This window comes from Modestobacter sp. L9-4 (assembly GCF_019112525.1).
GTDB lineage: Bacteria > Actinomycetota > Actinomycetes > Mycobacteriales > Geodermatophilaceae > Modestobacter.
Genome location: NZ_CP077800.1, coordinates 1,150,317 through 1,175,371 on the forward strand (window position 1 = coordinate 1,150,317; position 25,055 = coordinate 1,175,371).

The 25,055-nt window shown below is 74.3% G+C and carries 19 protein-coding genes; 4 read left to right on the forward strand and 15 right to left on the reverse strand.

Annotation, left to right across the window (positions count from 1 at the left end; translation table 11 throughout):
• Positions 1-237 precede the first annotated feature (237 nt).
• The 3 genes from KUM42_RS05360 to serA form a co-directional block, all read right to left on the reverse strand.
• Positions 238-1,257 (reverse strand): 3-isopropylmalate dehydrogenase, encoded by a 1,020-nt coding sequence (locus KUM42_RS05360; RefSeq protein WP_237495603.1) that lies wholly within the window; start codon positions 1,255-1,257, stop codon positions 238-240.
• 175 nt (positions 1,258-1,432) lie between these two features.
• Positions 1,433-4,843 carry a S8 family serine peptidase gene (locus tag KUM42_RS05365; protein WP_237495605.1) on the reverse strand — a complete coding sequence of 1,137 codons (3,411 nt, stop codon included), beginning with the start codon at positions 4,841-4,843 and terminating at the stop codon, positions 1,433-1,435.
• Positions 4,844-5,229: 386 nt separating this feature from the next.
• The gene (gene serA, locus KUM42_RS05370; protein ID WP_237495607.1) at positions 5,230-6,843 is read right to left on the reverse strand and encodes a phosphoglycerate dehydrogenase; all 1,614 of its coding nucleotides are present in this window, start codon (positions 6,841-6,843) and stop codon (positions 5,230-5,232) included.
• A 180-nt stretch (positions 6,844-7,023) separates the two neighbouring features.
• Here serA and KUM42_RS05375 point away from each other — a divergent pair, with 180 nt between their 5' ends.
• Positions 7,024-8,064 (forward strand): hypothetical protein, encoded by a 1,041-nt coding sequence (locus KUM42_RS05375; RefSeq protein ID WP_237495610.1) that lies wholly within the window; start codon positions 7,024-7,026, stop codon positions 8,062-8,064.
• A gap of 104 nt (positions 8,065-8,168) precedes the next feature.
• Here the strand turns inward: KUM42_RS05375 and ilvC are convergent, their stop codons facing one another.
• From ilvC to ilvD, 6 genes are all read right to left on the reverse strand, one after another.
• Positions 8,169-9,194: a ketol-acid reductoisomerase gene (gene ilvC, locus KUM42_RS05380; protein ID WP_237495611.1), complete on the reverse strand. Its 1,026-nt coding sequence runs from the start codon at positions 9,192-9,194 to the stop codon at positions 8,169-8,171.
• A gap of 67 nt (positions 9,195-9,261) precedes the next feature.
• Entirely contained in the window at positions 9,262-9,792 is a 531-nt protein-coding gene (gene ilvN / locus KUM42_RS05385) for an acetolactate synthase small subunit (RefSeq protein ID WP_237495614.1), read from the reverse strand.
• Complete coding sequence (locus tag KUM42_RS05390) at positions 9,792-11,741, reverse strand: acetolactate synthase large subunit (protein ID WP_237495616.1); 1,950 nt, start codon at positions 11,739-11,741, stop codon at positions 9,792-9,794. The genes ilvN and KUM42_RS05390 overlap by 1 nt, the downstream gene beginning before the upstream one ends.
• A 235-nt stretch (positions 11,742-11,976) precedes the next feature.
• On the reverse strand, positions 11,977-13,584 hold the full coding sequence (locus KUM42_RS05395; RefSeq protein ID WP_237495618.1) for a bifunctional diguanylate cyclase/phosphodiesterase: 1,608 nt from the start codon (positions 13,582-13,584) through the stop codon (positions 11,977-11,979).
• Positions 13,581-15,500, reverse strand: a complete 1,920-nt coding sequence (locus KUM42_RS05400) for a bifunctional diguanylate cyclase/phosphodiesterase (RefSeq protein ID WP_237495619.1) — start codon at positions 15,498-15,500, stop codon at positions 13,581-13,583. The genes KUM42_RS05395 and KUM42_RS05400 overlap by 4 nt, the downstream gene beginning before the upstream one ends.
• A gap of 77 nt (positions 15,501-15,577) precedes the next feature.
• Positions 15,578-17,299 (reverse strand): dihydroxy-acid dehydratase, encoded by a 1,722-nt coding sequence (ilvD, locus tag KUM42_RS05405; RefSeq protein WP_237495621.1) that lies wholly within the window; start codon positions 17,297-17,299, stop codon positions 15,578-15,580.
• A 79-nt stretch (positions 17,300-17,378) separates the two neighbouring features.
• Between ilvD and KUM42_RS05410 the strand changes: the two genes are divergently transcribed.
• The gene (locus KUM42_RS05410) at positions 17,379-17,759 is read left to right on the forward strand and encodes a PH domain-containing protein (protein WP_237495623.1); all 381 of its coding nucleotides are present in this window, start codon (positions 17,379-17,381) and stop codon (positions 17,757-17,759) included.
• Between the two features lie 115 nt (positions 17,760-17,874).
• Here the strand turns inward: KUM42_RS05410 and KUM42_RS05415 are convergent, their stop codons facing one another.
• A complete protein-coding gene (locus KUM42_RS05415; protein ID WP_237495625.1) occupies positions 17,875-18,825 on the reverse strand; it encodes a 2-hydroxyacid dehydrogenase in 951 nt (316 codons plus the stop codon).
• An 82-nt stretch (positions 18,826-18,907) separates the two neighbouring features.
• On the opposite strand from KUM42_RS05415, the gene KUM42_RS05420 reads away from it, so the two are divergent.
• Positions 18,908-20,041, forward strand: a complete 1,134-nt coding sequence (locus KUM42_RS05420) for a sorbosone dehydrogenase family protein (protein WP_237495628.1) — start codon at positions 18,908-18,910, stop codon at positions 20,039-20,041.
• A 30-nt stretch (positions 20,042-20,071) separates the two neighbouring features.
• On the opposite strand, the gene KUM42_RS05425 is transcribed toward KUM42_RS05420, so the two are convergent.
• The 5 genes from KUM42_RS05425 to gatC are packed head-to-tail and all read right to left on the reverse strand — an operon-like array spanning position 20,072 to position 24,172.
• The gene (locus KUM42_RS05425; RefSeq protein ID WP_237495629.1) at positions 20,072-20,659 is read right to left on the reverse strand and encodes a GNAT family N-acetyltransferase; all 588 of its coding nucleotides are present in this window, start codon (positions 20,657-20,659) and stop codon (positions 20,072-20,074) included.
• Positions 20,660-20,668: 9 nt separating this feature from the next.
• A complete protein-coding gene (gene gatB / locus KUM42_RS05430) occupies positions 20,669-22,174 on the reverse strand; it encodes an Asp-tRNA(Asn)/Glu-tRNA(Gln) amidotransferase subunit GatB (protein WP_237495631.1) in 1,506 nt (501 codons plus the stop codon).
• Positions 22,171-22,362, reverse strand: coding sequence for a hypothetical protein (locus KUM42_RS05435; RefSeq protein ID WP_237495633.1), 192 nt, complete (start codon positions 22,360-22,362; stop codon positions 22,171-22,173). Before KUM42_RS05435 ends, gatB begins: the two co-directional genes overlap by 4 nt.
• Entirely contained in the window at positions 22,359-23,876 is a 1,518-nt protein-coding gene (gene gatA, locus KUM42_RS05440; protein ID WP_237495636.1) for an Asp-tRNA(Asn)/Glu-tRNA(Gln) amidotransferase subunit GatA, read from the reverse strand. The genes KUM42_RS05435 and gatA overlap by 4 nt, the downstream gene beginning before the upstream one ends.
• Positions 23,873-24,172 carry an Asp-tRNA(Asn)/Glu-tRNA(Gln) amidotransferase subunit GatC gene (gene gatC, locus KUM42_RS05445; protein WP_237495638.1) on the reverse strand — a complete coding sequence of 100 codons (300 nt, stop codon included), beginning with the start codon at positions 24,170-24,172 and terminating at the stop codon, positions 23,873-23,875. The genes gatA and gatC overlap by 4 nt, the downstream gene beginning before the upstream one ends.
• Before the next feature lie 194 nt (positions 24,173-24,366).
• Between gatC and KUM42_RS05450 the strand changes: the two genes are divergently transcribed.
• On the forward strand, positions 24,367-25,029 hold the full coding sequence (locus KUM42_RS05450) for an ACT domain-containing protein (RefSeq protein ID WP_237495640.1): 663 nt from the start codon (positions 24,367-24,369) through the stop codon (positions 25,027-25,029).
• Positions 25,030-25,055: the final 26 nt, after the last annotated feature.

The window sequence follows — 25,055 nt, forward strand, 5'->3', positions numbered from 1 at the left end:
GGTGTCGGTCCTGGTCCGGACATGAAAAAACCTCCCGGGGTACGGGAGGTGGGCGCGCAGTCGGGGAGCTGACTGCGCGCTAGACGATGATCGAGCCGGTGGTGTGCATCACGGTCAGTCAAGCACGCGGTGGGCCGATCCCGGAACGGGGCGTCCACTGTGCGGGACGCCCCGTCCGGTCCCTCCGCAGGGTCCCGCCCCGGGCGGAGCGGGGGGCGGGGGCGGAGGGGTCCTCCTTCAGCCGGCGAGGGCGGCGAGCCGGTCGCCGACCTCGGTCGTGCGCAGCGGCGCACCGGGGTCACGCGTGGACAGGTCGAAGGCGACCGCGGCGTTGACCTTCTTGGCCAGCTCCGGGCGGCCCAGGTGCTCCAGCAGCAGGCCGACCGAGAGCACGGTGGCCGTCGGGTCGGCGACACCGGTGCCGGCGATGTCGGGGGCGGAGCCGTGCACGGGCTCGAACATGCTCGGGTTGGTGCCCGAGACGTCGAGGTTCCCGCTGGCGGCCAGGCCGATGCCGCCGGTCACCGCGGCGGCCACGTCGGTGACGATGTCGCCGAAGAGGTTGTCGGTGACGATGACGTCGAACCGGCCCGGGTCGGTGATGAAGTACATGGCCGCGGCGTCGACGTGGGAGTAGGCCACCGTCACCTCGGGGAACTCCGTCGACAGCTCCTCCACCGTGCGCGACCACAGCGACCCGGCGTGGGTGAGCACGTTGGTCTTGTGGATCAGCGTCAGGTGCCGGCGGGGACGGGCCAGCGCGCGCTCGAAGGCGTACCGCACGACCCGCTCGACGCCGAAGGCGGTGTTGAGGCTGACCTCGGTGGCCACCTCGTGCGGGGTGTCGCGCCGCAGCACCCCGCCGTTGCCGACGTAGGGGCCCTCGGTGCCCTCGCGGATGCACAGCATGTCGATCTCACCGGGCGTGGCGAGCGGGCTGCGCACCCCGTCGAACAGCCGCGCCGGGCGCAGGTTCACGTGGTGGTCCAGCTCGAACCGGAGCTTGAGCAGCAGGCCGCGCTCGAGGATGCCGCTGGGCACCGAGGGGTCGCCCACCGCGCCCAGCAGGATCGCGTCGTGGCCGCGCAGCTCCTCCAGGACCGAGTCGGGGAGCAGCTCACCGGTGCGCTGCCACCGGGCCGCTCCGAGGTCGTAGTGGGTGGCGTCGATGTCCGGCGCGACCGCGCCCAGGACCTTGAGGCCCTCGGCCACCACCTCGGGACCGATGCCGTCTCCAGGGACCACTGCCAGGCGCATGAGGCCAGAGGTTAGTGGGCCCGGGCACGGGTGCGTGCACCCGCACACGCCGGACGCCCCCCGCGTGGTGCTGCGGAGGGCGTCCGGGTGGTGCTGGTGCGGTGGTGCCGGTGGTGCGGTGGTGCGGTGCCGTCGTCAGCCGACGACGGCGGAGCCGGTGGTCACCGGCGCCGGGTCACGGGACCCGACGCTGCTCCACCGGGACGAACTGGGTGCGACCCCGCCCGCTGTCGTTCTGCAGGACGACGACCATCGCGCCCTTGGCCCCGCCCACGGAGACGTCGGCCGCGTAGGCGGCCGGGTCCTGCGAGATCGAGATCATGGTGTTGCTCTGGGCGGAGGTGAGGATCGCCGGCTGCCCGCCCGAGGTGAACGACAGACCCGGGTGCAGCGGGTCGAAGCTCATCGCCTGCCCCGCCAGCTCCGAGGTCCCCGAGGGGCTGACCGTCGTGCCCACGTTGTCGACCGTGCCGTAGGCGCTGGAGGACTGGACGCCGAAGGTGACCCGGCTGGCTGCCGAGGTGATCAGCGGCATCGCCGACAGCGGCACCGGCAGCACCTGCACGTCGGAGTCCAGGGCGTTGGTGTCCACCGTCCCGGGCGCGACGTTCATGTAGCCGATGTAGGGGTCGTCGTTGCTGGGCATCAGGTCGCCCGCCCGGTCGCTGACGACGACCAGCGGCGCGTCGTAGTCGGTGATCCGGGTGGTGGTGACCTGGTAGTCCCAGGCGCCGTCACCGGTGGCGTCGACGTAGACGGCGTAGTTGACGGCCGTCTGCGCCGAGGTGAACTTGCCGTGCGCCGAGACCCCGAAGTACAGGGAGGGGTCCTTGGGGCTGGCTGCCACGTCGGAGGCCACGCCCACCGAGGCGAGGTCCACCGAGCGTTCGAGCTCGGACTTGTAGCAGTCCGTGCGCGCCACGGTGGTGCACTTCGCCATCTTCGGGCTGCTGCCCAGTCGCTCGAACACCGCCGCCAGGGAGGTGTAGGAGTTCAGGCCGAACGCGGGGCCGTTGCTGACACCGCGACCCACCAGGGCGATGGTCTTGCCCGGCTCACGGTTCTGCGCCGTGAGGTTGGACGAGGGCTTAGCGTTGGAGTGGACCGGGACCCGCAGGCTCGGTGCGTTCCCCGACTTGGGCGTGAAGAGCACGCGGCCGCTGGCCTCGCCGACGAACTGGCGGCCGGCGTTGGCCTCGCTGTCGATGTCGACCGTCGGGTCGGCGGTCTTGCGCAGCTTGGCGCGGTCGACCGTCAGGACGACGTTGACGGCGGTCTTGGTGTTCGCCGCGACGTTGACGATCGACGGCTCGACCCGGTAGGTGACGCCGGGCTGGTCGGCCAGCGCCTCGTAGGCGACCTTGTAGCCGACCGGCTTCGAGCTCTTGTTCGACAGGGTGATCTGCCGGATCTGCACGACCTTGTCGTCGGTGGCCTCGATGACGCCGAAGGACGCCGAGACGACCCCGGAGCCGGCGTTGGCGTAGGCGAGCACCTGGTTGTCCAGGGCGGCCTTGGCGTCGATGCGGCCGGCACCCTGGCGGTTGGGCCCGTAGACCGTGCCGTCGGCGGTGTGGACGTCGTGGCCGGCGGTGTTCATCAAGTCGGCCTTGACCTCCTCCGTCGTCCACTCCGGGTGTGCCGCGCGGATGAGCGCGGTGACGCCGGCGGTGGTCGGCGTGGCCATCGAGGTGCCCGACTCGCTGACACCCTGGCTGCCGGTGCCGACGGCCGCGGAGAACAGCGTCACGCCGGGCGCGGAGACGTCCGGCTTGAGGCCGTTGGCCTGGCGGGTGCCGCGCGAGGAGAACGAGGCCAGCAGGTCGACCTGCTCCGGGGCGGTGAAGACCGAGGCGTCCTTGAGGCTGTCACCGAAGGTGACGGTGACCGTCTTGCCGGCGGTGACCGCGGCGATGACCGCGTCGCCGTCGGTCTTGGTGACCAGGATGCCCGGGATCTGCGCGACGCCGGTGATGCCGGTCTCGAGCAGGTCGTCGTCGCCGACGATCATGAACCCGGCCGCGCCGGCCTTGACGGCGTTGGTGCCCTTGCCGACCGAGCCGCAGTTGCTGAAGCCGTCGGCCAGGAACAGCTGGATCGAGCCGGCGGGGACCGTGTAGCCGGCGGGGAGGGTGCAGCCGTCCTCGTGCCCGGCCGGGGGGAGCACCAGCGGGCCGGTGACGTCACCGGTGCCCTTGTAGGCGATGGAGCGCAGGCCCGGGCGGACGCCGTCCACGACGCCCGCGGGCGAGTCGACCCGCCAGCCGTCGAAGACGCCGTAGCCGTCGTTGGAGGCGGCCACGCCGATGGCGCGCGGGGCGTTGCCCGGCGAGCCACCGATGTCGTAGCTGTCACCGGCGTTGCCGGCGGCCAGGACGACGAGCATGCCGTGGGCCATCGCCGCGTCGGCGACCATGGCGTCGGCGTCGTCGGCCAGCCCGTAGTCGGAGCCCAGCGAGAGGTTGACGACGTCGAGGTGGTCGTCGATGGACCCGTCACCGTTGGGGTCCATGGCCCACTCGAGGGCCTTGATGGTGACGTCGGTCGAGCCCTCGCAGCCGAAGACCTTCAGCGCGTAGAGCGAGGCCTCGGGCGCCATGCCGGGGCCGATCTTCAGCGCGCCGGCGTCGAAGCCGGGACCGTAGGTCCCGGTGTAGGTGCTGCCGTCGGCGTTGACGCCGAAGCCGGCGGAGGTGCCGGCGACGTGCGTGCCGTGGCCGTTGCAGTCCAGCGGGTTGTCGTCCTCGTGCGCGACGGGCTGGTAGGCCGGGTCGGCCGGGTCGGCGTTGTAGTCGTCGCCGACGAAGTCGTGACCACCGACGACCTTGGCGCTGGGGAAGACGCCTGCGGGGGCGGGCGCCTTCTCGGCGGCCTGGATGGCGTCGAACTGCGCGACGTCGCCGCTGCCGCCGAAGTCGGCGTGGGTGTAGTCGATGCCGGTGTCGATGATGCCGACGGACACGTCCTTGCCCGTGTTGCCCAGGGACTCCCAGGCGTCGACGGCCCGCACGACCGCGGCCGCGCCGGTGTTGCTGGTCTTCTTCGGGGTGATCGGCAGCACTGCGGTGACGCCGGGCAGGGTGCGCAGCGCCGCGTAGTCGGCGGCGTCGGCGGAGACCGCCACGCCGGAGACGACCGTGGAGGCGGTGTAGAGCACCTCGGCGCCGGAGACGGCGGCGGGCAGCTCGGCCACGACGTCGCCGGTCGCGGCCTCGACGTCGGACTGGGCGGCCCGGGCGGCGTCGGCGGCCTGCGCCTCACCGGACTCGGCGAGGGTGTCGGCGTAGACCTGCGAGGTCGACGGCGTGTCGATCTGGAGGAAGAAGGACGCCGGGCCGCTCTCGGGCAGGCCGGCCGGGCGGCCGGAGTCGGACTGCGCGGCGAGCTGTGCCTTGAGCTCGGCGAGCTGGTCGGCGCTGAGCGTGGCCTGGGCCTGCTCGACGGCCGGCCCGGAGGGGGCAGCCAGAGCGCTGCCCAGCCCGCCGGTGGTGGCGAGGGCTGCCGCGACGGCGACGACCCCCGTCCGGGCGAGAGCGTGTCGACGCCCTGCCCGGTTCGATTGAGTACTTCTCGGACCCACGTGCACCCCTGTCAGCGACGAACTGCGGATGTCCGGCCACGTCACCCGGACGGGTGAGGTGGCCTGCACACACGGTTGTCGTTGCCATGGCTAACGGCCAATACGCCGAACGGCTCAGTCGGCGCCTTTGTGGACGCCATCTGCCGGAACTGTGTCGCCTCTGTGTTTCCGCATGGTGTCCGCGGTCACGCGCGCGGCGCGGCCTCGCCGAACGGAGCAACGGGATGACGCATTCGACACGTTGGACCAGATCTCAACCATCTCACCGGTGTCCGGCACGTGGCGGCTGCGTGACCACCGGCGTGGCGACGCGACGAGGCCGCGTCGTCCGGGTGGACGACGCGGCCTCGGGGCGTACAGGTCGGTGTGCGGGTCGGCGTGCCGACCTCTGGTCAGAGCGCGGTGAGGTCGGCGGCCTGGGCCTGCCGGGCGCCGATGCGCGCGCCGATCTGGTCGAGCAGCTCGCCGCTGACCGGGCTGTCGACGGTGACGGCCATGAGCGCCTCACCGCCCTGCGTCGTCCGGCTGACCTGGGCGCCGGCGATGTTGACCCCGGCCTCCCCCAGCGCCGCACCGACCGTGCCGACGACGCCGGGGCGGTCGGCGTAGACGAAGAAGAGCAGGTAGCCGTCGGCGGTCAGGTCGATCTCGAAGCCGCTGACCTCGGTGAGCTTGGGCACCTGGTTCTTGCCGTAGAGGGTGCCCGAGACGGTCACCTCGGTGCGGTTGGCCATCGCCCCGCGCACGCTGATCAGGTTGCGGTAGTGCGGGCTGTCGGTGCTGCTGGACAGGGTGACGTCCAGGCCGCGCTGCTCGGCCAGCAGCGGCGCGTTGACGTAGGTGACCGGCTCGGAGACGACGTCGGCGAACACGCCCCTCAGCACGGCCAGCTGCACGACCGAGACGTCGAACTCGGCGATCTTGCCCTGCACCTCGACGTGCACCGACTGGGCCAGCCCGCCGGCGACGGCGGTGAAGACGCGGCCGAGCTTCTCGGCCAGCGGCAGGCCCGGGCGCACGTCCTCGGCGACGACGCCGCCGGCCTGCACGTTGACCGCGTCGGGCACGAACTCCCCCTGCAGCGCGAGCCGCACGCTGCGGGCGACCGCGGTGCCGGCCTTGTCCTGCGCCTCGGTCGTCGAGGCGCCCAGGTGCGGGGTGACGACGACGTTGGGCAGCCCGAACAGGGGTGAGTCGGTGCACGGCTCCTTGGCGTAGACGTCGATGCCCGCGGCCCCGACCTGCCCGGACTGCAGCGCCTCGGCCAGGGCCGCCTCGTCGACCAGCCCGCCGCGGGCGGCGTTGACGATGATCACGCCGCGCTTGGTGGCCGCGAGCTCCGCCGCCCCGATGAGGCCCAGGGTCTCCGGCGTCTTGGGCAGGTGGACGGTGATGAAGTCCGCCTCGCGCAGCAGCTCGTCGAGGGTGACCAGCCGGACGCCTAGCTGGGCGGCACGGCCGGGCTGGATGTAGGGGTCGTAGGCGATGAGGGTGACGCCGAAGGCGGCCAGCCGCTGGGCGACCAGGACGCCGATGCGCCCGAGGCCGACGACGCCGACGGTCTTCTCGGTGACCTCGACGCCGGTGAACTTGGACCGCGCCCACTTCCCCTCGCGGAGGGAGGCGTCGGCGGCCGGGATGTGCCGGGCGGCGGCGAGCATCAGCGCGATGGCGTGCTCGGCGGCGCTGACGATGTTGGACGTGGGCGCGTTGACCACCAGGACGCCGCGCTCGGTGGCGGCGGGGACGTCGACGTTGTCCAGGCCGATGCCGGCGCGGGCGACGACCTTGAGGTTCGGCGCGGCGGCCAGGGCCTCGGCGTCGATCTGGGTGGCCGACCGGATGAGCACCGCGGAGGCCTCGGCCAGGGCCGGGAGCAGGGCGGCCCGGTCGGCACCGTCGACGTGCCGGATCTCGACGTCGTCGCCGAGCACCTCCAGCACGCTCGGGGCGAGCTCTTCGGCGATGAGGACGACGGGCGCGGACCCCGACTGCGTGGCTGTCACGGGTCGACAGCGTAGGGAGGCGGCACCGTGTGCGGGGCGCCGGTGCCCGCGGGTCCCACTGGGTGGACGGCGGGCCGCGGTCACCGCTCGAACCGCCGTCCGCTGTGCTTGCCCGCCCCCGGGAGCACGGTCAAGCTGACCGCGCAGTGCCGGGACGACCGGCCCCGTGCGGAGGAGACCATGAGCAACGACCGGGACGACGCCCAGGGCCGGCAGCAGCCGGACCCGTCCGGCACGGAGGGCGGTCAGCACCCGGTGTACCCGCCCGGCCCGGTGGACGGCGCCCCGGCGGACGGCGGCCACACCGGCGCGACCGCCGCGGGGGCGGGCGCCGCGGGGACAGGCCAGGCCGGCGCGTCCTGGGACGAGCCGCAGCAGGGCGCGTCACCGTGGGGGCCGCCCACGCAGTACGGCCAGGTCCCTGAGCCCGGCCGGACGCAGGAGCACGGTCAGACGCAGCAGTACGGGCAGGCGCAGTACGGGCAGGGGCAGCAGTACGGGCAGGCACCCCCGTACGGACAGGGGCAGCAGTACGGGCAGGCACCGCACTACGGGCAGCCGCCTCCTGGCCAGTCCCCCTACGCACAGTCCCCGTACGCACAGGCGTCCTACGGCCAGTCCCCCTACGGCCAGTCCCCCTACGGTCAGTCCCCCTACGGTCAGGCCGCCGCCTACGGCCAGCATTCCCCCTACGGCCCGTACGGACCGCCGGCCGTCCCGGGCCGACCCGGCACGGTGATCACCGCCGCCGTCCTGGGGCTGCTCCAGGGCTTCCTCGGCCTGCTGGTCGCGCTGCTGTTCGTGCTCGGCGGCACCTACGCCGACGACTTCATCGACGCCGTCCAGGACGCCGACCCCACGCTCGAGGGGACGCTGGGCTCGTCCGAGGTCGACTCGTTCCGCGTGGCGCTGGTGCTGCTCGGCCTGCTCGCGCTGGCCTGGGCGGTGGTGATGGTCTGGGGCAGCTTCCTGGCGCTGCGGGGCCGCAGCCGCGTCCTGCTGATGGTCGGCGGGTGGATCTCGGTCGCCGTCACCGGGGTGTTCCTGCTGCTCGGCGGCGTCACCGCGGCGACCGAGCCCGAGGGCGGCGGCGTGGGCGGGACGCTGTTCCTGCTGGTGGTCTTCCTCGTCGCCGTGGCGGTGCCCGTGCTGCTGCTGCTGCGCCCGTCCGCCGGCTGGTTCGCCGCGCACCGCCAGCGCCGGGCGCTCACCCCCCGCTGAACGCACGACGGCCCCCGCAGCGACTCGCTGCGGGGGCCGTCGTACGGCCCCGTCCTGCGTGCCACCCCGAGCGTGCCGAGGGCGGAGAGGACGGAGCCCCTCGTTCAGCGCGCGGCGGTACCGGTGTAGTCGTCGCTGGCGCTGACCCAGCTCATCAGGCCGCGCAGCTCGCGACCGGTGGCCTCGATCGGGTGCGCCTCGGCGGCGGCCCGCTTGGCCTTGAAGTCCGGCGCGCCGGCGTCCTGATCGGCGATGAAGGCCGCGGCCCACGTGCCGTCCTGGATGGCGGTGAGGACGTCCTTCATCGACTCCTTGACGCGGGCGTCGACGACCTTCGGGCCGGAGGTGTAGTCGCCGTACTCGGCGGTGTCGGAGACCGACCAGCGCTGCTTGGCGATGCCGCCCTCGTACATGAGGTCGACGATCAGCTTGAGCTCGTGCAGGCACTCGAAGTAGGCGATCTCGGGCTGGTAGCCGGCCTCGGTGAGGGTCTCGAAGCCCGCGGTGACCAGGGCGGACATGCCGCCGCAGAGCACGGCCTGCTCACCGAAGAGGTCGGTCTCGGTCTCCTCGGCGAAGGTCGTCTTGATGACGCCGGCCCGGGTGCCACCGATTGCCTTGGCGTAGGACAGCGCCAGCGCCTGGGCGCCACCGGAGGCGTCCTGCTCGACGGCGATCAGACAGGGCACGCCCTTGCCGTCGCTGAACTCGCGGCGCACGAGGTGGCCGGGGCCCTTGGGGGCGACCATGGCCACGTCGACGCCGGCGGGGGCCTTGATGTAGCCGAAGCGGATGTTGAAGCCGTGGCCGAAGAAGAGCGCGTCGCCGTCCTGCAGGTTGGGCTCGACGGACTCGGCGTACAGCGAGCGCTGCACGTGGTCCGGCGCCAGGATCATGATCAGGTCGGCCTCGGCGGCGGCCTCGGCCGGCGTGACGACGCGCAGGCCCTCGGCCTCGGCCTTGGCCCGGCTCTTCGAGCCCTCCGGCAGGCCGACGCGGACGTCGACGCCGGAGTCGCGCAGCGACAGCGCGTGGGCGTGGCCCTGGCTGCCGTAGCCCAGGACGGCGACGGTGCGCCCCTGGATGATCGAGAGGTCGGCGTCGGCGTCGTAGAAGATCTCGGCGGCCATGCGGTGATGCACTCCTTGGATCGGTGGGTGGGCCGGCGGTGGCCGGTCCGGTTCAGGGGGAAGTGGTTCAGGCCGTGCGCTGGTCGACCGGGCGCAGGCTGCCCGAGCCGCTCATCGAGCGCGGGCCGCGGCCCAGGGCGACCGTGCCGGACTGCGCCATCTCCTTGATGCCCAGCGGCGTGAGCACCGCGAGCAGCGCCCGCAGCTTCTCCGGGGTGCCGGTGGCCTCGATGGTGACGGTGTCGGTGTTGACGTCGACCACCCGGGCCCGGAACAGCTCGGCGGTCTGCAGCACGGTGGTGCGGTCGGCCAGCGGTGCGCGCACCTTGACCAGCAGCAGCTCGCGCTCGACCGAGGCACCGCCGTCCAGCTCGACGATCTTGATCACCTCGATCAGCTTGTTCAGCTGCTTGGTGATCTGCTCCAGCGGCGCGGACTCCGCCTCGGCGACGATCGTCATCCGGGACAGGTCGGGGTTCTCCGTCGGGCCCACGGCGAGGGACTCGATGTTGAACCCGCGTCGGCTGAACAGCGCCGAGACGCGGGCCAGGACGCCGGACTTGTTCTCGACGAGCACCGAGAGCGTGTGGCGGGGCATCAGACCTGGTCCTGTCCGAAGTCGGGACGCAGGCCGCGGGCGGCCATGATCGCGTCGTTGCTCGCCCCGGCGGCGACCATCGGCCACACCTGGGCGTCGGAGCCGACGATGAAGTCGATGACCACCGGCCGGTCGTTGATCGCCATGGCCTGCTCGATCACCGCGTCCACGTCGTCCTCGGTCTCGCAGCGCAGGCCCACGCAGCCCAGCGCCTCGGCCAGGGTGACGAAGTCCGGGATCCGGACCTGCCGAGCGGCGGGGTCCTTCGCGCCGTGGGTGCTCAGGTGGGTGTTGGAGTAGCGGCCCTCGTAGAAGAGGGTCTGCCACTGGCGCACCATCCCGAGGTTGCCGTTGTTGATCACGGCGACCTTGATCGGGATGCCCTCGATCGCGCAGGTGGCGAGCTCCTGGTTGGTCATCTGGAAGCAGCCGTCGCCGTCGATGGCCCACACCGTGGTGTCCGGGCAGCCCATCTTGGCGCCCATGGCGGCCGGCACCGAGTAGCCCATCGTGCCCAGGCCACCGCTGTTGAGCCAGGTGCCCGGCTTCTCGTACCTGATGAACTGCGCGGCCCACATCTGGTGCTGCCCGACGCCGGAGGTGTAGATCGTGTCCGGGCCGGCGATCGCGCCGAGCCGCTCGATGACGTACTGCGGCGAGAGCATCCCGTCCTCGGGCCGGTCGTAGCCCAGCGGGTAGCGGGTCCGCCAGTCCTCCAGCTGCGCCCACCACTCGGTGAGCTGCGGGGTGCGGCCGTCCTCCTGCTCGGCGCGCACCGCGGTGACCAGCTCGGCGATCGTGGCCTTGGCGTCGCCCACGATCGGGACGTCGGCCCGGCGGTTCTTGCCGATCTCGGCGGGGTCGATGTCGGCGTGGATGACGAGGGCGTCGGGAGCGAAGCTGGACAGCTGGCCGGTCACCCGGTCGTCGAAGCGCGCGCCCAGGGTGATCAGCAGGTCGGACTTCTGCAGCGCCGTGACGGCCGCGACCGTGCCGTGCATGCCGGGCATGCCGAGGTTCTGCGGGTGGCTGTCGGGGAAGGCACCGCGGGCCATCAGCGTGGTGACCACCGGCGCACCGGTGAGCTCGGCCAGCTCGGCGAGCTCATCGGTGGCGTGGGCCTTGAGCACGCCGCCGCCGACGTAGAGCACCGGCTGGCGGGCGGCGGCGATGAGCGCGGCGGCCTCGCGGACCTGCTTGCCGTGCGGGCGGGTGGTCGGCTTGTAGCCGGGCAGGTCGATCCGCGGCGGCCAGCTGAAGTCCGTGGTCGCCTGCAGCACGTCCTTGGGGACGTCGACCAGCACGGGCCCGGGCCGGCCGGTGCTGGCCAGGTGGAAGGCCTCGGCGATCTTCTGCGGGATCTCGTCGGCGGAGGTCACCAGGAAGCTGTGCTTGGTGATCGGCATCGTGATGCCGCGGATGTCGGCCTCCTGGAACCCGTCGGTGCCGATCAGGCTGCTGTTGACCTGCCCGGTGATCGCGACGATCGGGACGGAGTCCATGTAGGCGTCGGCCAGCGGGGTGACCAGGTTGGTCGCGCCGGGCCCGGAGGTGGCGATGCAGACGCCGACCCGGCCGGTGGCCTGGGCGTACCCGGTGGCGGCGTGCCCGGCCCCCTGCTCGTGGCGGACGAGCACGTGGCGCACCGCGGAGTCGAAGAGCGGGTCGTACAGCGGCAGGATCGCCCCGCCCGGGATGCCGAAGACGACGTCGACGCCGACCGCCTCCAGCGAGCGGACCAGGCTCTGCGCACCGGTGATGCCCGAGACCGGTTCGGCGGCGGCGGCCATCGACCGGGCCGTGGTCTCGACCCCGAGGGTGGCCTGTGCGGCGGCGTCCGTGGGCGTCGTGGGCACGGCGGGGGCGGGGCCGGAGCCGGGGGCCGGCGAGACCTGGGTGGCGACGGTGGTGCCGGCGGTGGAGGGGCCGGCGCTGGCGGTGGTGCTCATCTGGACGATCTCCCTGGGCGCGGGTGGGGTGCTGGCGCGGACGTCTGTCGCTGCGGCCAGGCGGTGCCCGGCCAACAAAAAACCCCTCGTGCCGTGGCACGGAGGGGTGGCGCGTCGGTCGGGGGGACCGGCGCGCTAGTGGATCGCTACGAGCAGACGAGTGCGGGGCACCTGGACACTGTGCGCCCCGCCACGCGGCCCCGTCAACCGGGCCGTCCCACTGGATGAGACGGTGTCACTCACCCACTGGGACGGCGACCGGGAGGCCCGGGGCCTCGGCGTCCAGCAGCCGCTCGTCGAAGGCGTCGATGACCGCGGGCAGGTCCTCCGGCCGGGTCGGGCGGCCCAGCAGGAAGCCCTGCAGGAAGCGGCAGCCCAGGGCGCGCAGCGCGGCCAGCTGGCCGGGGGTCTCCACGCCCTCGGCGACCACGTCGATGTCCAGCCGCCGGCCCAGCTCGATGACCGTCTCCACGAGCGCGGCGCTGCGGGGGTCGTCGGTGATGCCGGCCAGGAACTCGCGGTCCATCTTCAGCACGTCGACCGGCAGCCGGGTCAGGTAGGCGAAGGTCGAGTAGCCGCGGCCGAAGTCGTCCAGGGAGATGACGCAGCCCATGTCGTGCAGGGTCTGCAGGTCGCCGTTGGCCCGGTCGAGCTCACCGATGAACAGCGACTCGGTGACCTCCAGCATGAGCCGCCGGGCCGGCAGACCGGCCCGCGCCAGTGCCGCGGTCACGTCGCGCACCAGGCTGCCCGACTGCAGGTGGCGGACGCTGATGTTCACGCCCAGCTGCAGGTCCCGGCCCTGGGCCAGCAACCCGGCCAGCTCGGCGGTGGCCTGCTCCAGCACCCAGCGCTGCAGCGGCACGATGAGGCCGTCGTCCTCGGCCAGCGGCACGAACTCCGCCGGGGAGACCTCGCCGAGGACCGGGTGGTCCCACCGGATGAGCGCCTCCAGCCCGAGCACCCGCCGCTCGGCCGCGCCGACCACCGGTTGGTAGACCAGCCGAAGCTGACCGTGGGCGAGGGCGTCGGGCAGGTCGTCGACCAGCCGGTTGCGCCGCACGGTCGCGTCGTCGGCGGACTCCCCGTGCAGGCGCACGCAGCCCTTGCCGGCGGCCTTCGCCGCGCGCAGCGCGACGTCGGCGTGCCGCAGGCTGACCGACACGTCGTCGGTGGCGGACAGCTCGGCGACGCCGATGCTGCACGAGACGTCGAAGACCAGGTCCGGGTCGGCCCCGGCGGTGGGCACCGACCGGTGGACGCCGGCCAGCTCGGCGATGATCCGCTCGCCCAGCGCCGCGGCCTCGACCAGGTCCGAGCGCACGACGACGGCGAACTCGTCGCCGCCCAGCCGGCTCACCAGGTCGTCGTCGCGCACGGTCGCCCGCAGCCGGTCGGCGACCTCGACCAGCAGCAGGTCCCCGGCCTCGTGCCCGGCGATGTCGTTGACGGCCTTGAAGCCGTCGAGGTCCAGCAGCAGCACGGCCGTGGGCTCGCCCGTGGCGACCCGGCCGCGCGCACCGGCCAGCGCCGCCATCAGCCGGGCGCGGTTGGGCAGCCCGGTGAGGTAGTCGCTGTAGGCCATCCGCTCCAGCTCCTGCTGGCTGGTCTGGCCGTCGCCGGTGTCCCGCTGTCCCTCCCCGGTCGCGTCGTCCCCCGCGGACGACGCGCCCGGACGGCTCCGCAGGAGACCGGCCACGAGGGCGGACAGGGCCAGCACCGCGGCCACGACCGCCTCGGTGGCGGTGGGCGGGCGCCCGGCGACCGGGCCGCCGAGCAGCAGCCCCGCGACGAGGACGGCACAGCCGGCGGCGACCGCGCGCGGCGGCACGGGTGGGCTCACGGTCGGACCCCCGCCCCGGGCACCGGGCCGGGCAGGCCCGGCCACAGCCGGCCGCCGTCGGACTCGAGCAGCTCGACGAGACCGGCCAGCCCCAGCGGGCGGGACAGCAGGAAGCCCTGCGCGAAGCCGCAGCCCAGCGACTCGAGGACGGCGAGCTGGCCGCTGGTCTCCACGCCCTCGGCCACGACCTCGACGCGCAGGGTCTCCCCCAGCGCGACGACCGCGGCGCAGACGGCACGCACGTAGGGGTCCCGGTCGATCCGGGAGAGCAGGCTGCGGTCGAGCTTGATGACGTCGACCGGCAGCCCGCCCAGGCCGGTCAGCGAGGTCGCGCCACGTCCGAGGTCGTCCAGTGCGACGTGCACGCCCATCCGCCGCAGCGCGGAGACGTCGTCGTGCACCCGCGGCCCGGTGAGCGCGGACTCGGCCAGCTCGACCACGAGGCGCCCGGCCGGCAGGCCGCTGTCGGCCAGCGCCCGCGTCACGTCGGCCACCAGCGTGCCCGCGGCCAGGTGGGCCGCGGAGACGTTGACGCCCAGGCGCAGCGCGGGGCCCGCGTGCGGCAGCCGGACCGCCGCGCTCGTGGCGTCGCGCAGCACCCAGCGCTGCAGGTCGACGGCCATCCCGGCACGGGCGGCCACCGGCAGGAACTCCTCGGGCTCCACGTCGCCCAGGTCGGGGTGCCGCCAGCGCATCAGCGCCTCGACGCCGGCGACCCGGTGCTCGGCCAGGTCGACGACGGGCAGCCAGGCCAGCTCCAGCTCGCCGCGGTCACGGGCCCCGACGAGGTCGGCGCGCAGCCGCTCCCGGCGGTCGCGGACGGCGCTGAGCTCGGGGCGGTGCCGGGAGACCGCGCCGCTGCCGGTCGCGCGGGCGTCGGCCAGGGCCAGCTCGGCACGGTCGTGCACCTGCGCGGTCGACAGTCCGGCGGACACCGGCGCGAGGCCGACGACGGCACCGAGGTCGACGATGCCGGCGCCGGTGACGATCGGCGCCTCCAGGACGGCCAGGCAGCGGGCGGCGAGCCGGTCGACCTCGGCCGGGGTGCCGGAGGCGAGCACGCCGAACAGCTCGGCGTCGACCCGGGCGACGTCGTCCTCGCCGCGGACCGTGGCACGCAGCCGGCGGGCGACCTCGACCAGCGCGGCCTCCACGGCGTACCGGCCGGCGTCCTCGTGCACCGCGCGGAGCCCGTGCACCTCCACCAGCAGGACGCTGCGGTCGGCGGCGCCGTCGGTGAGGACCCGGTCCAGGGCGCGCTCGTGGGCGGCCCGGTTGGGCAGCCCGGTCAGGGGGTCGGTGAAGGCGAGGGCGGTCAGCGCCCGCTCGTGCTCGGCGCGGGCGGTGACGTCGCGGCCCTGCAGCACCAGGGCGCGCACCGCGGGGTCGGCGCGCAGGTCGCTGACCGTGGTCTCCAGCTCCCTCGGGTGTCCGGCGTCCTCGAGCAGCCGGACGGTGTGCCGCCGCTCGACGGGCAGCGGGTCGACGAGCCAGGTGCGGAGCGCGGCGGCGTCCTCGGCCGGCACGCAGTCGGTCAGCGGGCGGCCGAGCAGACCCGGCCGGGCGGGGGTCACCCAGGTGACGCGCAGGTCGCCGTCGAGCTCGAGGACGACGTCGCTGCCGGCGGCGGCCAGCGCACGGTGCACGGTCTCGCTGCGCCGCAGCGCGGCGGCGGCCCGGGCCCCGTCGCGGACGGCGGCGGACCGCTGCAGCGTGGTGAGCAGCAGGCAGCCGGCCAGTGCGGCGCCGGCGACCGGCGGGAGGTCGACGTCGAGCAGGGCGGAGCCCAGGAGCGCCAGGACCGCGGCCACCAGCGCCAGCTGCGGCACGAGCTGCTCGCGCAGTCGCAGGTGCGCGTCGTCGGCCGGGTGGGCACGCCGCCGCCCGGACGCTGACCGACGACGCGTGTGCTCCACCCCAGCACTGTCGGCGGTCCTCCCCCCGCACTCGAGGGTCCGGGGGGAGGGCTCACCCGTTCGGGCGGGTGCGCCGCTCAGCTGGTGATGGCGCCCTGGGCCGCCGAGCCGACCAGCTTCGCGTACTTGGCCAGCACACCGCGGGTGTAGCGGGGCTCCGGCGGTGCCCAGCCCTCGCGGCGGCCGGCCAGCTCGGCGTCGTCCACCAGCAGGTCCATGGTGCGGGCGGCGAGGTCCAGCCGGATCCGGTCGCCGTCCCGCACGAAGGCGATCGGGCCGCCGTCGACCGCCTCGGGGGCGATGTGGCCGACGCACAGCCCCGTCGTGCCGCCGGAGAAGCGGCCGTCGGTCAGCAGCAGGACGTCCTTGCCCAGGCCCGCGCCCTTGATCGCCCCGGTGACGGCGAGCATCTCGCGCATCCCCGGGCCGCCCTTGGGGCCCTCGTAGCGGATGACCACGACGTCGTTGGCCTTCAGCGTGCCCTCGGTGACGGCGTCCATGGCGCCCTGCTCACCGTCGAAGACCCGGGCGGTGCCCTCGAAGACGTCGGCGTCGAAGCCGGCGGACTTCACGACCGCGCCCTCCGGGGCCAGCGAGCCCTTGAGGATCGTCAGGCCACCCGTCTTGTGGATCGGGTCGGCCATCGCGTGGATGATCGCGCCGTCGGGGTCCGGCGGGGACAGCTCCGCGAGGTTCTCCGCCAGCGTGCGGCCGGTGACGGTGAGCGCGTCACCGTGCAGCAGGCCGGCGTCCAGCAGGGCGCGCATGACCACCGGGACGCCGCCGATGCGGTCGACGTCGGTCATCACGAACCGGCCGAAGGGCTTCACGTCGGCCAGGTGCGGCGTGCGGTCGCCGATCCGGTTGAAGTCGTCCAGGGACAGGTCGACGTCGGCCTCGTGCGCGATCGCCATCAGGTGCAGGACGGCGTTGGTCGACCCGCCCAGGGCCATGAGCACCGTGATGGCGTTCTCGAACGCGTCCTTGGTCATGATCTGGCGCGCGGTGATGCCGAGGCGGAGCAGGTTCACCACGGCCTCGCCGGACCGCACCGCGATGTCGTCGCGGCGGCGGTCGGGGGCCGGCGGGGCGGCGCTGCCGGGCAGCGCCATGCCGAGGGCCTCGGCGATGCTGGCCATGGTGTTGGCGGTGTACATGCCACCGCAGGAGCCCATGCCCGGGCAGGCGGCCTTCTCGATCGCGGTCAGCTCGTCACGGGTGATCTTCCCGGCGGCGCAGGCCCCGACGCCCTCGAAGACGTCGATGAGGGTGAGGTCCTTGTCGCCCAGGCGCCCGGGGAGGGTCGAGCCGGAGTAGACGAAGACGCTGGCCAGGTCCAGGCGGGCGGCGGCCATCAGCATGCCGGGCAGCGACTTGTCACAGCCGGCCAGCAGCACCGAGCCGTCCAGCCGCTCGGCGAACATGACCGTCTCGACGGAGTCGGCGATCACCTCGCGGGAGACGAGTGAGGCGCGCATGCCCTCGTGGCCCATGGAGATGCCGTCGGAGACCGAGATCGTGCCGAACTCCAGCGGGTAGCCGCCGGCGGCGTGCACGCCCTCCTTGGCAGACTTGGCCAGCCGGTCCAGGGAGAGGTTGCAGGGGGTGATCTCGTTCCAGGAGGAGGCCACCCCGATCTGCGGCTTCACCCAGTCGTCGTCACCCATCCCGACGGCGCGGAGCATCGCCCGGGCCGGGGCCTTGGCGTCCCCGTCGGTGACGTCGCGGCTGCGGGGCTTGATGTCGACGTCCCCGGCGGGTCGGCCGGAGCTGGCGGAGCGGTCCTCGACGGTCGTCACGACCGGCGATGGTAGGCCGCGGCAGGTGGGCCCCGACGGGCCTGGTCGCGCCGTCCCACGGTCTGGGAAGATCTCAGCCGTGGCTGTCGCTCGTCTGCGCATGGGCCGGACAGCGCTGCTGCCGGTCGCTGTCGGTTTCGTCCTGGTGCTCCCGCTGGCCGGGGTGACGCTGTGGGCGCTGCTGCTCCTGCTGCTCCCACTCGCCGCGGCGGCCTGGGTGCTGCGGGTGGGCGTCGACGTCTCCGACGCCGGGGTGACCGCCCGGTCGGTGGTCTCCGCGCGCACCGTCGGCTGGCCGGAGCTGTCCGGCATCCGGGTGGGCGAGGGCAGGGAGCTGTGGCTGGTGACGACCACCGGCAGCCAGGTGCGCCTGCCGGTGCTCCGCGCCCGCGACCTCCCCCAGCTCGCCGCCCTCTCCGGTGGCCGCATCCCCGACCCCGGCACGCCGACTGCGCGCTGACCCGTCGGCCCCCTCGCAGGGGCCCGCGACGCGCGGAGCGTGTCGTGGGGAGCGAGTCGGAGGACCCCGTCCTCCTCGTCCCTCGCGGGCTCGGGACGAGCCTCGGGACGGGGCCTCAGTAGTCGGTGACGACGTTCTGCAGGGGCTGACCGGCCAGGACCCGCTCGAGCTGGGCGGTGATGGCGGCGGTGGTGCGGTCGTCGGTGTCGGGCACGGCGCCGCCGACGTGCGGGGTGAGCAGCAGGCCCGGCGCCGACCACAGCGGGTGGCCCGCGGGCAGCGGCTCGGGGTCGGTGACGTCCAGTGCCGCCCGCAGCCGCCCGGCGGTCAGCTCGGCCACCAGCGCGTCGGTGTCCACGACCACGCCGCGGGCGGCGTTGACCAGCAGGGCGTCGTCCGCCATGGCGGCGAGGAACGCCGCGTCGACCATGCCGGTGGTCTGCGGGGTGACCGGCACGATCAGCACCACGACGTCGGCGTGCGGCAGGAGCGCGGGCAGCTCCTCGAAGCCGTGCACGCCGTCGCGGGCGGTGCGGGCGACCCAGGTCAGCTCGACGTCGAAGCCGGCCATCATCGCGCCGATCCGGCGGCCGATGTCACCGGCGCCAACGACGAGCACCCGCGCCCCGACCAGGCTGTGTGCCGAGCCCGGGGACCAGCGTCCGGCGGCGGCCTCGCGGACGTAGTGCGAGAGGCCGCGCTGGGCGGCCAGCGTCGCGGCGACCGCCCACTCGGCGGTGGCGGGGGTGTGCGCGCCGCGGGCGTTGCACAGGACGACCCCGGCGGGCAGCTTCCCGGCCCAGGCCTCCGCCCCGGCGCTGCGCAGCTGGACCAGCTGCAGCCGGGGCAGCGCCTCGAGCAGCTCGGTGTCCAGGGCACCCCGCGGGACGAGCACCTGCGACTGCGCGGCCTCACCGGTGGGCAGGCCGTCGCGGCGGTCGAACCGGTGCGCGCGCACCCGCGGCGACACCGCCGCCACCGCCTCGGCGAGCGCGGTGGTGGTCACGAGGACGTGCAGCGTCTCGTCGGGGCCGAGGTCGAGGACGGGCGCGGGGGCGTCGGGCACGGCTGCTGACCCTAGGTGCGGCCGGCCGGCACCACCCGCCGGGGCACCCGACGGCCGGCGCCGGCCGTCGTACTGTGGGCCGGTGGGACGGCGGAGCACGGCACCCGGGGCCCGGCGGCTGGCCGCGGTGGCGGTGGGCTGTGTGCTGCTCGCCGGCTGCGGCGGCGGCTACGAGCCCGCCGGGCCGTTCCGCGAGCTGCCGCAGGGGCAGCCCCCGGAGGTGGCGCCCCCGCCGGAGGGCAACAGCGCCCCGGCCCCGGGCACGCCCGGCTCCCCCGGCGGGCAGGACGACCAGGACGGCGACCCGAACGTCGTGGCCACCGACCTCGCGGTGCCCACCGGCCTGGTGGTGCTCCCCGACGGGACGGCGGTCGTGGGCGAGCGCGACACCGGGCGGCTGATGAAGGTCTTCCCGGACCGCTCCCCCGCCACCGAGCTGATGACGCTGCCGGGCATCGACACCGGCGGCGACGGCGGGCTGCTCGGGCTGGCGATCTCGCCGACGTTCACCGAGGACGGCCTGTTCTACGCCTACGTGTCGACGGCGACGGACAACCGGGTGGTCCGCTTCCCGCTCGGCGGCACGCCCAACCCGGTGCTGACCGGCATCCCGCACGGCGCCGAGCACAACGGCGGCGGGCTGCTGTTCGGCGCCGACGGGACGCTGTTCGTGGGCACGGGCGACGTCGGCGACCCGGCCCTGGCCGCGGACCAGACGTCCCTGGCCGGCAAGGTGCTCGCCGTCGACGTGTTCGGCCAGCCGGTGGGCCCCAGCCCCGTGCTCAGCAGCGGGCACCGCGACGTGACGGCGCTGTGCACCGACGGCGTCGGCCCGGTGTTCGCCACCGACGCCCCCGACCAGCTGGACGCCGTCTCCCCCGGCGAGCGCCGCCAGCGCGAGGAGCCGATCACCTCGATCGCCGCGCCCGACGCCGGCCTGGCCGGTTGCGCGGTCTCCGGGCCCTACGTGTTCCTGGGCGCCCTGGACGGGAAGCGGGTGCACGTGGTCGAGCTCGACGGCACCCGCACCCCGGTCGGCGAGCCCGAGCCGTTCCTGCAGGACGTCTACGGCCGGCTGCGCACCGTCGTCCTCGGCTCCGACGGGGCGTTGTGGATCACCACGTCCAACGAGGACGGGGTGGGCACCCCCGCCGAGGACGACGACCGGGTGATCCGGATCCTGCCGCCGGCCGGTGGAGCCAGTTCGCCGCTGTGACGGCGGGGGTCGCCCGTCCGGGACCCCGCCTCAGCGGCGGACCGGGCCGTCCGGTGGCCGGGTGAAGCGGTGGACGACGTGGTCGCGCGGGTCGTCCGGGTGGTCGGGCTCCATCTCACCCTCCGCGTACCAGGTCGCCCCGGCCCGGCGCAGCGCCTGCCAGGAGGCGGTGTTGCCGAGCGCCACCGGGACGAGGACGTCGCGGGCGGCGGGGTGGTCGGCGAACCCGCGCGCGACCGCGGCCGCGATCAGGCCCGCGCCGAGGCCGCGCCCGCGGGCGGCCGGCTCACCGACCAGGTAGTCGATGCTCAGCGCGCCCGGTGGCACGGGGCAGACGCCGGCGAACTCGGCGACGTACTCCGGGTAGGCCTCGATCGGGTAGACCTGCACCAGCCCGAAGGGCGCCGCCGCGCCGTCGGGCGACCACCCCGGCGCCCAGCCCAGGTACAGCGCGGTGACGTCCGCGCCGTCCAGGCTGGGGCCGAAGTCGCGCTCCACCGCCGCCGCTGAGCTGTCGTGGTGCCACCAGCGCGCGACGAGCGGCTCGGCCAGCCAGCGGCCGAGCAGGGGGAGGTCCGCCCGGGTGAGCGGGCGCAGCTCGACGGTGGGCAGGACCACCGCCCCAGGCTAGGAGCCCAGCACCCGCTCCTCCAGCATCCGCTTCACGGTGGGCGCATCGGCCTTGCCGCGGGTGGTCTTCATGACCGCCCCGACGAGCGCGCCGAGCGCGGCGACCTTGCCCGACTGCACCTTGGCGATGACGTCGGGGGCGCCGGCGATGGCGGCCTCGACCGCGGCCACCAGCTCGTCGGACTCCCCCATGACCGCCAGGCCCTGGGCCTCGACGACCTGGGCCGGGTCGCCCTGGCCGGCCAGCACGCCGTCGAGCACCTGACGGGCCAGCTTGTCGTTGATCGTGCCCGCGGTGACCAGCCCGCACAGCTGCGCGACCTGGACCGGGGTGACGGCCAGCTCGGTCAGCTCGACGCCGGTGTCGTTGGCGCGGCGGGCGAGGTCGCCCAGCCACCACTTGCGGGCGTCACCCGGGGCGGCACCGGCGGCGACGGTCTGCTCGACCAGGCCGAGGGCACCGGCGTTGGCCAGCCAGGTCATCTCGGTGCCCGAGATGCCCCACTCCTCCTGCAGCCGGGCGCGGCGGGCGGCCGGCAGCTCGGGCAGGCCGGCGCGCAGCGTCTCGATCCAGTCGGCGTCGGGGGCCAGCGGCACGAGGTCGGGCTCGGGGAAGTACCGGTAGTCGGTCGCCTCCTCCTTGCTCCGCCCCGAGGACGTGGTGCCGGTGTCCTCGTGGAAGTGCCGGGTCTCCTGGACCACCCGGCCGCCCTCGTCCAGCACGGCGGCCTGGCGGCGCATCTCGAAGCGCACGGCCCGCTCGACCGAACGCAGCGAGTTCACGTTCTTGGTCTCGGTGCGGGTGCCCAGCTCGGCCGCGCCGGTCGGGTTGAGCGAGATGTTGACGTCGCAGCGCAGGCTGCCCTGCTCCATCCGGACGTCGGAGGCGCCGAGGGCCTGGACGATCTCGCGCAGCTCGGTGACGTAGGCGCGGGCGACCTCGGGGGCCAGCGCACCGGCGCCGGGGACCGGGCGGGTGACGATCTCCACCAGCGGGATGCCGGCCCGGTTGAAGTCGACCAGCGAGTGGTCGGCGCCGTGGATGCGCCCGGTGGCCCCACCGACGTGCAGGTTCTTGCCGGTGTCCTCCTCCAGGTGCACCCGCTCGATCTCCACGCGGTACGTGCGGCCCTCGACGTCGACGTCCAGGAAGCCGTCGACGCACAGCGGCTCGTCGAACTGGCTGGTCTGGTACCCCTTCGGGATGTCGGGGTAGAAGTAGTTCTTCCGCGCGAACCGGGACCAGTTGGCGATGCTGCAGCCCAGCGCCAGGCCGATCTGGATGGTCGACTCGACGGCGGCGGCGTTGGCCACCGGCAGCGACCCGGGCATGCCCAGGCAGACCGGGCAGGTCTGGGTGTTCGGCTCGGCGCCGAAGGTGGTCGAGCAGCCGCAGAACATCTTCGAGGCGGTGCCCAGCTCGACGTGGGTCTCCAGGCCGATGACCGGCTCGTAGCGGGTCAGCAGCTCGTCGTAGTCGACGAGGCGATCGGTGGTGCTCACTTGCGCTCCCCAGCAGAGGACGGGCCGGAGGGCGTGGAACGGAAGGCGAGCAGTGCCGCCCCGCCGGTCAGCACGCCCAGGACGATGAAGACGGCGAACACGGGGCGGCCGCTGACGGCCCAGCCGATGATGCCCGCCAGGACCACGAAGAGCGTCAGGGCCCAGGCGGCCTTGAGTGCGCCGTTCACGCGCGCACCCCGGGCAGCTCGTCGAGCAGCCGGTGCCCGCGGGCGGCGTCCTGCGCGGCCTCGAGCGCGGCGGCGACCCGGTAGCAGCGGTCGTCGGCGAGCGCGGGGGCCATGACCTGGAAGCCGACCGGCAGGCCCTCGGACAGCCCGCTGGGCACCGAGATGGCCGGCAGCCCGGCGAGGCTGGCCGGCAGGGTGCAGAGGTCGGCGGCGTACATGGCGATCGGGTCCTCGACGCGGGAGCCGATCGGGAAGGCGACCGTCGGGGTGGTCGGGCTGACCAGCACGTCGACACCGGCGAAGGCGGCGGTGAAGTCGCGGGTGATCAGCGTGCGGACCTTCTGCGCCTGGGCGTAGTAGGCGTCGTAGAGGCCGCTGGACAGCGCGTACGTGCCCAGGATGATCCGCCGCTTGACCTCGGGCCCGAAGCCCTGCTCGCGGGTGAGCGCCATGACCTCGTCGAGGTCGTGGCTGCCGTCGTCGCCGACCCGCAGGCCGAACCGCACGCCCTCGTAGCGGGACAGGTTCGACGACGCCTCGCTGGGCGCGATGAGGTAGTAGGCGGGCAGCGCCAGGTCGAAGGAGGGGCAGGAGACCTCGACGACCTCTGCACCCAGGCCCGCGAGCAGCTCGACGGCCTCGCGGGTGCGGGCCAGGACACCGGGCTCGTAGCCGTCGGTGTGCCCGTCCCCGCCCAGCTCGCGGACGACGCCGACCCGGACGCCGCTGAGGTCGCCGGACGCACCGGCGCGGGCGGCGTCGGCGAACCCGGTCGCGGGCCGGTCGATGCTGGTGGAGTCGCGCGGGTCGTACCCGCCGATCACCTCGTGCATCAGCGCGGCGTCGAGCACCGTGCGCGCCATCGGGCCGGCCTGGTCGAGGCTGGAGGAGAAGGCGATGAGGCCGTATCGGGACACCGAGCCGTAGGTGGGCTTGTGCCCGACCAGCCCGGTGACGGCGGCCGGCTGGCGGATCGAACCGCCGGTGTCGGTGCCGATCGACCAGGGCGCGAGGTGCCCGGCGACCGCGGCGCTGGACCCGCCGGAGGAGCCGCCGGGGATGCGGTCGAGGTCCCAGGGGTTGCGGGTGACCTGGTAGGCGGAGTTCTCCGTGGAGGAGCCCATCGCGAACTCGTCCATGTTGGTCTTGCCCAGCAGCACCGTGCCGGCGTCGGCCAGCCGGGTGGCGAGGGTGGCGCTGTAGGGCGGGCGCCAGCCCTCGAGGATCTTCGAGCCGCTGGTGGTCGGCACGCCCTCGGTGACCACCAGGTCCTTGAGGGCCACCGGCACACCGGCCAGCGGACCGAGCTCGTCGCCGGCGGCGCGGGCGGAGTCGATCGCGGTGGCGCCGGCGAGCGCGGCTTCGGCGTCGACATGCAGGTAGGCGCCCAGCGCGCCGTCCTCGGCGGCGATGCGGTCCAGGTGCGCGCGGGTCACCTCGACGGCGCTCACCTCACCGGCGGACAGCAGCCGGGACAGCCCGGCGACGTCGGTGGTGGTCAGGTCGGTGCTCACTCGGCGTCCCCCAGGATGCGCGGCACGCGGAAGCGGTCGTCCTCGGCGGCGGGCGCCCCGGCCAGCACGACGTCGCGCGGCAGGCTCGGGGTGACCACGTCGGGGCGCAGCACGTTGGTCAGCGGGACGGCGTGCGACATCGGCGGCACGTCGGTCACCGCGGCCTCACCGACCCGCGCCACGGCGGCCAGCACCTGGTCGAGCTGCCCGGCGAACCGGTCCAGCTCCTCGTCGGTGACCGCCAGGCGGGCCAGACGGGCGAGGTGCGCCACGTCGTCCCGGGAGATGCTGCTCAAAGCTGGAGGACCTCACTTCATCGACGTCGTGCTGCCGCGACCTGCGCCGCAGACATCAGGTCAACTGTACGTGGGGCAGGTCGCTCCCCCGGCCGTGCGCCGGGTTCGCCACAGCGGCCCCTGATGCGGGAGGCTTGCGCGGTCCGCGATCGACGCCGATCGGCCCCGCTCAGCAGGCGCACCCGGAGGGACCCGTGTCCTACCTCTTGCGGCTGGTCGTGCCCGACCGCCCCGGCACCCTCGGTGCCATCGCCACCGCACTCGGCGATGCCGGCATCGACATCGTCTCCGTCGACGTCCTGGAACGCGGCAGCGGCGTGGCCGTCGACGACATCGTCGTCGAGCTGCCCGCCGACCGCGTGGCCGACAGCCTGATCACCGCCGCGACCGCCGTGCCCGGCGTCCAGGTCGAGTCGCTGCGCCCCTTCGCCGGCCCCATGGACACCCACCGCGAGCTCGACCTGCTGGAGGCGCTCGCCCCGGCCGGGGTCGGGACGGCGAAGGTGCTGGCCGCCGAGCTGCCCCGGGTGTTCCGCAGCGGCTGGGCGGTCGTGCTCGCCGGGACGTCGGCGGACCTGACGGTGCTGGCCGCCTCCGACGCGGCACCCGTGCTGGAGGGCGTGCCGCTGCCGTGGCTGCCGCTGTCCACCCCGCTGCTGCTGCCCAGCGACGCCGAGTGGGTGCCGCTGCGCTGGCAGGAGATGGCCGTGGAGATGATGGCCGCCCCGCTGGACCCCGACGGCACCGCGGTGCTGATCGGCCGGTCGGGCGGCCCGGCGTTCCGCCGCTCGGAGCTGCTGCGGCTGGCCCACCTCACGGGCCTGGCCGCCACCGTCGCCCGGCTCCCACCGGTCTGACGGAGGACCCCGCCGCAGGGGCCGCC

Excerpts from the sequence above, each read along its gene's own strand:
- KUM42_RS05360 (WP_237495603.1), bottom strand. The coding sequence starts at position 1,257 with ATGCGCCTGGCAGTGGTCCCTGGAGACGGCATCGGTCCCGAGGTGGTG.
- KUM42_RS05375 (WP_237495610.1), top strand. The coding sequence starts at position 7,024 with ATGAGCAACGACCGGGACGACGCCCAGGGCCGGCAGCAGCCGGACCCG.
- ilvC (WP_237495611.1), bottom strand. The coding sequence starts at position 9,194 with ATGGCCGCCGAGATCTTCTACGACGCCGACGCCGACCTCTCGATCATC.
- ilvN (WP_237495614.1), bottom strand. The coding sequence starts at position 9,792 with ATGCCCCGCCACACGCTCTCGGTGCTCGTCGAGAACAAGTCCGGCGTC.
- KUM42_RS05390 (WP_237495616.1), bottom strand. The coding sequence starts at position 11,741 with ATGAGCACCACCGCCAGCGCCGGCCCCTCCACCGCCGGCACCACCGTC.